The following is a 6,620-nucleotide window of genomic DNA, read 5'->3' as shown; positions in this document are numbered from 1 at the left end:
AAAGATAATTGGCAATACAATGAGCTTGTTCATTGTATTGTTAAGTAGCTTTTTATGGTAGAATAGCCTTTCATTTCTTACATCTGATATTACCGATAATAATTTCAGCCATATACATATTCAATATATATGGCTGAAATCATATAAATTTTATTAAGTTATTTCCTCAAAATACTGAAAACTTTACCACTACTCCGAGCACTACCGCATAGGCTGCTACCGTCAGGTAAGCTATCACATCCTGTTTTTTATATTTTAAAGGCTTCATCTTTGTTCTGCCCTCTCCGCCGTGATAACATCTCGCATCCATCGCAAGTGCAAGGTCATTCGCTCTCCTTGCCGCTGATATGAAAAGCGGTATGAGTATAGGAAGCATTGCTTTTATCCTCTGAATGACATTGCCCGACTCAAAGTCTGCTCCTCTCCCCATCTGTGCTTTCATTATCTTGTCCGTCTCATCGACAAGTATCGGTATAAATCTGAGTGCTATCGACATCATCATTGCAATCTCATGTACTGGTACTTTTATCTTATTCAACGGTTTTAAAAGTTTTTCAAGTGCATCCGTGAGCTGATTTGGTGTTGTTGTGAGTGTCATAAGTGATGAACCTATGATAAGAAATGTAAGTCTGAGTGCCATAAACACTGAGCGTTTGACACCTTCAAGCGTAATAGTAAATACCCACGCTTTTACAAGCACTACCTCTCCGGGTGTCCAGAACAGGTTTAACGCCGCCGTAAATATAAGCATGAACATTATAGGCTTAAGACCTTTTACCATGAACTTAAATGGCACATGGGATATTTTTACAAGTATTGCAAAAAATAATGCTGCGATTATATATCCGCTAAATTTATTAAAGCAGAATAATGATATTAGATATGCTAATGTTCCAACCACTTTTACTCTTGGGTCAAGCCTGTGTATTACTGAATCTGTCGCATAATATTGTCCAATGGTAATATCTCTAATCATTTGTTCCCTTTCATATATTTATTAAAAATAGCTTCTGCCGCTTCTTTCGGTGTTATACATTCCTGTTCTATCCCTGCTCCAAGTGCATTGAGTTTGTGTATGACATTTGTTGCCTGCGGCACGCCCAATCCGATTTCTTCAAGTTCCCTCTGATATTTAAACACTTTTCTGGGTTCGCCGTCAAGAACTATCTTTCCGTCATTCATTACAATCATTCTGTCAACATATTTTGCCACATCATCCATGCTGTGGGACACAAGTAGTATCGTCATATCGTTTTCACGATGAAGTTTTGCGAGAAGCTCAAGTATCTCGTCCCTGCCTGCCGGGTCAAGACCTGCCATCGGTTCATCGAGTATGAGTATCTTTGGTTTCATCGCCAGCACACCCGCTATCGCAACACGCCTTTTTTGTCCTCCCGACAGTGCAAACGGCGACGCATCAAGAAGGTCATCACCTATGCCGACCATTTTAAGAGCCTCGAAAGACCTCATCTCAACTTCAAGATTATCAAGCCCTAAGTTTTTCGGTCCAAACTTCACATCCTCTATAACAGATACCTCAAACAACTGGTGCTCCGGATACTGAAACACAAGACCGACATTTCCTCTAAGCTCTTTCATCGAAAAGCCTTTATCATAAATATTCTTCTCTTCATAATAAATATTTCCCGATGTTGCCTTTTCAAGACCATTTAAAAGCTGTGTCAAAGTCGATTTGCCCGAACCCGTATGACCGACAAGCCCGATAAACTCACCATCATTTATTTTTAAATTTATATCATCCAGAGCCTTCTTCTCCTCAGCAGTCCCTGCGGCATATACATAATCAACATTTTCAAGTCTAATTCCCATATGAGCCTCCAAACCAACATATGATACACATTTACAATATTAATATATAAAAAATTATATACTATTTCACATACAATAAATATATCATACAATATACTTATTAAAAATAAAATATATTTCCATTTCATACGCTATAATACAAATATCTTAATCAATTTTTTTCAATACCGTTAATAGATTACTCAAATAATCCACAAGCTCCTCCGCACTCAAAATATCCTTTGGTATATTCATACCCTTTTTATTTAATTCAAGTGCTATCTTTGTTATCTCAGGTATCGTAAGCCTGTACTGCTCAAGTTCCTCCGCATTTGCAAATATCTGTCTCGGTTTTCCCTGCATCTGAACTTTTCCGTCTGACATTACATACACATAATCTGCTCCGACTACTTCCTCCATGTAATGCGTTATGAGTATGACCGTTATCCCCTCTTTTTTGTTAAGTTCGGTTATTGTATCTATTACCATCTTGCGGCCTACCGGGTCAAGCATTGCCGTTGGCTCATCAAGTATGATGCACTTTGGTTTCATTGCCATTATACCTGCTATCGCAATCCTTTGTTTCTGACCGCCTGACAAATGATTTGGTGAAGATTTTCTATATGAATACATCCCTACTGTCTTTAGACTTTTTTCTACTCTCTGCCATATTTCTTCTGTTGGCACTCCGACATTTTCAGGACCAAATCCCACATCTTCCTCAACCACATTTGATATTATCTGATTATCAGGATTTTGAAAGACCATTCCTGCAGTCTGTCTTATCTTTAGGTCATTGTTATAATCAGAGGTGTCCATTCCATTTACAAACAATGTTCCCTCTGTTGGAATAAGAAGTGCATTGAGATGTTTCGCAAAAGTGGATTTTCCTGAGCCGTTTGCTCCAAGCACTGCGATAAAATCTCCTGCTTTCACTTGGATGTCAACACCGTCAAGTGCCCTTTTTATCTCGGTTATTTCTCCATTTTCATCACGCCTTGAATACTCGTGCACAAGACCTTTTGCTTCTATCATATTTTCCATGCTGTCACCAACTTTCGATTTGCCAATTTTCATATATCAAAACAGGCTACCACATATGTGATAGCCCTATTTTATATTTTCTTATTTGAATTATACTAACTCAATAAGTACTTCCATAGCTGCGTCACCTTTACGCTGACCAATCTTTACGATACGTGTATAACCACCGTTGCGGTCTGTGTACTTTGGTGCGATATCATCGAGAACCTTAGATACAACATCAACTTTCTTTGTATCTTTTCTGCGGCTCTGCTTGTCAGTAGGAACTTCTGTAACTGTGAAAAGAGTTTTCTGCATCTGTCTTCTTGCATGAAGTCTTGAAGGCTGATCTTTCTTAATCTCCCTCTCTACTTCGTCATAAACTGTAACTTTCTTACCGTCTACAACTTCTTTAACTCTCTTTCCATCTTTATCTTTACGAGCTACCTTAGCAGTAACTTTCACTGTATCAAAATTATTGCACTCTTTTACGCCTAAAGCAATGATACCTTCTGCAATCTTACGGATTTCTTTTGCCTTAGCTTCCGTCGTAACAATCTTGCCATAGTATAACAAATCTGTTACCTGATTACGAAGCAATGCTTTTCTCTGACTGGAAGTTCTTCCAAGTTTTCTATAGCCTGCCATGTGTGCTTACCTCCTAATTAATCTTCGCTTAAGTTAAATGAAAGGTTTAACTCTTTCAATTTAGCTATAACTTCTTCTAATGACTTACGTCCAAGGTTTCTAACTTTCATCATGTCCTCAGATGTGCGGTTGCAAAGTTCACCGACAGTATTGATACCGGCTCTCTTTAAACAGTTGTATGAACGAACTGAAAGTTCAAGTTCATCAATGTTCATTTCCTTCACCTTATCTTCAGTATTGTCCGGTTTCTCGGCAATAACCTGAATATTAGATGTCTTATCTGAAAGGTTGATGAATGATTTTAAATGATCGCTCTGAACCTTTGCTGCAAGACTTACAGCGTCTGTAGGCTCAATAGTACCATTTGTATATACTTCTATTGTTAACTTATCGTAATCAGTTATCTGACCAACACGAGTATTCTCAATCTTGATGTTTACTCTCTCTACCGGTGTAAAGATAGAATCAATTGCAATTACATTGATAGGTAAATCTTCTCTTTTATTTTTATCAGAGCTGATGTAACCACGACCATTTACAATTGTCATCTCGATATATAATTTGCAATCAGGTCCGCCACTAAGTGTAGCTATAACCTGATCCGGATTCATAATCTCGATATCCTGATCTACCCGAATATCTGCCGCTGTTACCACGCACTCACCTGACGCTTCGATATAAGCTGTCTTTGTCTCATTTGTCTCGCTGTTGTTTTTGATAGCAAGACTCTTGATGTTCATAATGATCTCAGTAACATCTTCCTTTACTCCCGGAATTGCAGCGAATTCATGAACCACGCCGTCAATTTTAATATGACTAACGGCTGTACCCGGCAATGATGAAAGCATAATTCTTCTAAGAGAATTACCCAAAGTTGTACCATATCCTCTTTCCAGAGGTTCAACTACAAACCGTCCATATCTTTTATCTTCTGAAATCTCAGCTATCTCAATATTTGGTTCTTTAAAATCAAGCACTCTAAGTACCTCCTTTTGGGTGTTATGCTTTGCTGCCAGTTAATATTACTTAGAATATAACTCGACGATAAGCACTTCATTTACAGGAACATCAATCTGCTCTCTTGTAGGAATTTCCTTAACAACTCCTGAAAGTTTTTCATGGTCTGCTTCAAGCCACTCCGGAACGATTCTTCCGTCTGTTACTTCAAGGATATCCTTATATCTCTGAGCACCTTTGTGCTTCTCTTTGATTTCGATAACATCACCCGGCTTTACTTCATATGAAGGGATGTTTACGCACTTGCCGTTTACAAGTACATGCTTGTGATCGATAATCTGTCTTGACTCTTTTCTTGTACGACCATAACCCATTCTGAAGAGTACATTGTCGAGACGAAGCTCAAGAATAATCATAAGGTTTTCACCAGTTGTACCGTATTTTAATTTCTGAGCTCTTGCAAAGTTGTTTCTGAAAGGCTTCTCTAAAACACCATAAATGAACTTTGCTTTCTGCTTCTCTTTGAGCTGAAGACCATACTCGCTCTGCTTTCTACCAGCTCTAGCATTTCTATTAGACTTCTTATCAAGACCAAGGAATGTAGGGTCAATTCCAAGACTTCTACATCTCTTGAGTACTGGAGTCATATCTCTTGCCATGTTTATTTCCTCCTATATAATAATACACAAATAATTATTCATCTTTATATCTGCCACTGTAGACAGACCGTTCTTAAAATCCTGTGGTATATTCCACAAAAATCATACACGACGACGCTTTGGTGGGCGGCATCCGTTATGTGGTACAGGTGTTACATCTCTAATGCTTGTTACATCGATTCCACAAGCCTGTAATGCACGAATTGCTGCTTCACGACCAGAACCTGGTCCTTTTACCATAACATCTACAGAAGTTAAACCATGAGGTACTGCTGCCTTTGCTGCAGTCTCAGCAGCCATCTGTGCTGCATAAGGTGTAGACTTCTTTGAACCTCTGAATCCTAATCCGCCTGCACTTGCCCAAGAAATTGCATTTCCTTCAGCGTCTGTGAGCGTAACGATTGTATTATTAAAGGAAGACTGAATGTGTGCCTGTCCATGTCCGACATTCTTCTTGACACGCTTCTTACTTGCCTTTTTTGCTACCTGTTTAGCCATTGTCAAACCCTCCTACTAGAATTTGTACATATTATCTATATTATTTCTTCTTATTTGCGACAGTACGCTTTGGACCTTTACGAGTTCTAGCGTTTGTCTTTGTCTTCTGTCCACGAACCGGAAGACCTTTTCTGTGACGAATGCCTCTATAGCATCCAATTTCCTGAAGTCTCTTGATGTTCATAGCGATTTCTCTACGAAGATCACCTTCAACTGTCTGTGACTCATCGATCACACTGCTAATGCGCTTTACTTCGTCATCAGTAAGATCCTTAACACGTGTGTCAGGATTGACATTAGCTTCTGCTAAAATACGATTTGAGCTTACTCTACCAATACCATAAATATAGGTAAGTCCGATCTCAACACGTTTCTCTCTTGGTAAATCTACACCACTAATACGAGCCATGTGTACTTTACACCTCCGTTAATTTTCTAGATTGTTAGTTAAAATTGATTACAGTGCATTTGCACTGTCAGCCGCTTTAAATTGTAATCCTATTGCATAGACGATTCCTTTTCGGACACCACTATGGTGAACAAATGTCGAGCTGCCTGCGAAATGGCAGCCGGTACTACGCCGCAGTCATCAATCTGCCGTTGATAAGACCAGCTCCAATTGAAATGACACAACCTTCCGCTGAAACAGGTAATCAGCCTGTCTACAATATCATGATACATATAGTATCATAACGAACAGAAAGCAAGTTCTATATTATAACAACAGAAAAGCCAAAGTAATACTGCTTTGGTTTCCGTCAACTAATTAGCCCTGTCTCTGTTTGTGTCTAGGGTTTTCGCAGATAATTCTGACTTTACCCTTTCTTTTGATGACCTTACATTTTTCGCAAATTGGTTTTACTGAAGATCTAACTTTCACAGCAATAACCTCCTTTCATAAAGTCCATTTGCTATTTTACCATATATTTTCATTGGATGCAAGCACTTTTTTTGATTTTTCATTTATTATGTAACAGTTCAGCCATAAAAAATAATTGACAATACTTGAGCTTGCTCATTGTATTG

At 38.5% G+C, this 6,620-nt stretch carries 9 protein-coding genes; all 9 read right to left on the bottom strand.

From position 1 onward, the window contains the following. Window positions 1-166: 166 nt before the first annotated feature. Window positions 167-976: an energy-coupling factor transporter transmembrane component T gene (locus DW721_RS11600; RefSeq protein WP_118745844.1), complete on the bottom strand. Its 810-nt coding sequence runs from the start codon at window positions 974-976 to the stop codon at window positions 167-169. Continuing rightward, window positions 973-1,830, bottom strand: coding sequence for an energy-coupling factor transporter ATPase (locus tag DW721_RS11595; protein ID WP_118745843.1), 858 nt, complete (start codon window positions 1,828-1,830; stop codon window positions 973-975). Before DW721_RS11595 ends, DW721_RS11600 begins: the two co-directional genes overlap by 4 nt. A 147-nt stretch (window positions 1,831-1,977) precedes the next feature. Next, window positions 1,978-2,886 (bottom strand): energy-coupling factor transporter ATPase, encoded by a 909-nt coding sequence (locus DW721_RS11590; RefSeq protein WP_243036004.1) that lies wholly within the window; start codon window positions 2,884-2,886, stop codon window positions 1,978-1,980. A 57-nt stretch (window positions 2,887-2,943) separates the two neighbouring features. Beyond that, a complete protein-coding gene (locus tag DW721_RS11585; RefSeq protein ID WP_022013711.1) occupies window positions 2,944-3,480 on the bottom strand; it encodes a L17 family ribosomal protein in 537 nt (178 codons plus the stop codon). Window positions 3,481-3,497: 17 nt separating this feature from the next. Continuing rightward, window positions 3,498-4,457 (bottom strand): DNA-directed RNA polymerase subunit alpha, encoded by a 960-nt coding sequence (locus tag DW721_RS11580; RefSeq protein ID WP_022013712.1) that lies wholly within the window; start codon window positions 4,455-4,457, stop codon window positions 3,498-3,500. Between the two features lie 45 nt (window positions 4,458-4,502). Next, window positions 4,503-5,096, bottom strand: a complete 594-nt coding sequence (rpsD, locus tag DW721_RS11575) for a 30S ribosomal protein S4 (protein WP_022013713.1) — start codon at window positions 5,094-5,096, stop codon at window positions 4,503-4,505. A gap of 102 nt (window positions 5,097-5,198) precedes the next feature. Then, window positions 5,199-5,594 carry a 30S ribosomal protein S11 gene (rpsK, locus tag DW721_RS11570; protein WP_022013715.1) on the bottom strand — a complete coding sequence of 132 codons (396 nt, stop codon included), beginning with the start codon at window positions 5,592-5,594 and terminating at the stop codon, window positions 5,199-5,201. 40 nt (window positions 5,595-5,634) lie between these two features. Continuing rightward, window positions 5,635-6,003, bottom strand: coding sequence for a 30S ribosomal protein S13 (gene rpsM, locus DW721_RS11565; RefSeq protein WP_022013716.1), 369 nt, complete (start codon window positions 6,001-6,003; stop codon window positions 5,635-5,637). Between the two features lie 357 nt (window positions 6,004-6,360). Continuing rightward, a complete protein-coding gene (rpmJ, locus tag DW721_RS11560; RefSeq protein WP_082440772.1) occupies window positions 6,361-6,474 on the bottom strand; it encodes a 50S ribosomal protein L36 in 114 nt (37 codons plus the stop codon). Between the last annotated feature and the right edge of the window lie 146 nt (window positions 6,475-6,620).

This window comes from Clostridium sp. AM27-31LB (assembly GCF_003480745.1).
Taxonomy (GTDB): domain Bacteria; phylum Bacillota; class Clostridia; order Lachnospirales; family Lachnospiraceae; genus Butyribacter; species Butyribacter intestini.
Note: the sequence above shows the minus strand (reverse complement) of the source record. Positions and strands in the feature narration are given on the sequence as shown.

What these genes read in the sequence shown, in the direction of transcription:
- DW721_RS11600 (WP_118745844.1), bottom strand. Translation starts at nt 976, where the DNA reads ATGATTAGAGATATTACCATTGGACAATATTATGCGACAGATTCAGTA.
- DW721_RS11595 (WP_118745843.1), bottom strand. Translation starts at nt 1,830, where the DNA reads ATGGGAATTAGACTTGAAAATGTTGATTATGTATATGCCGCAGGGACT.
- DW721_RS11590 (WP_243036004.1), bottom strand. Translation starts at nt 2,886, where the DNA reads ATGAAAATTGGCAAATCGAAAGTTGGTGACAGCATGGAAAATATGATA.
- DW721_RS11585 (WP_022013711.1), bottom strand. Translation starts at nt 3,480, where the DNA reads ATGGCAGGCTATAGAAAACTTGGAAGAACTTCCAGTCAGAGAAAAGCA.
- rpsD (WP_022013713.1), bottom strand. Translation starts at nt 5,096, where the DNA reads ATGGCAAGAGATATGACTCCAGTACTCAAGAGATGTAGAAGTCTTGGA.
- rpsK (WP_022013715.1), bottom strand. Translation starts at nt 5,594, where the DNA reads ATGGCTAAACAGGTAGCAAAAAAGGCAAGTAAGAAGCGTGTCAAGAAG.
- rpsM (WP_022013716.1), bottom strand. Translation starts at nt 6,003, where the DNA reads ATGGCTCGTATTAGTGGTGTAGATTTACCAAGAGAGAAACGTGTTGAG.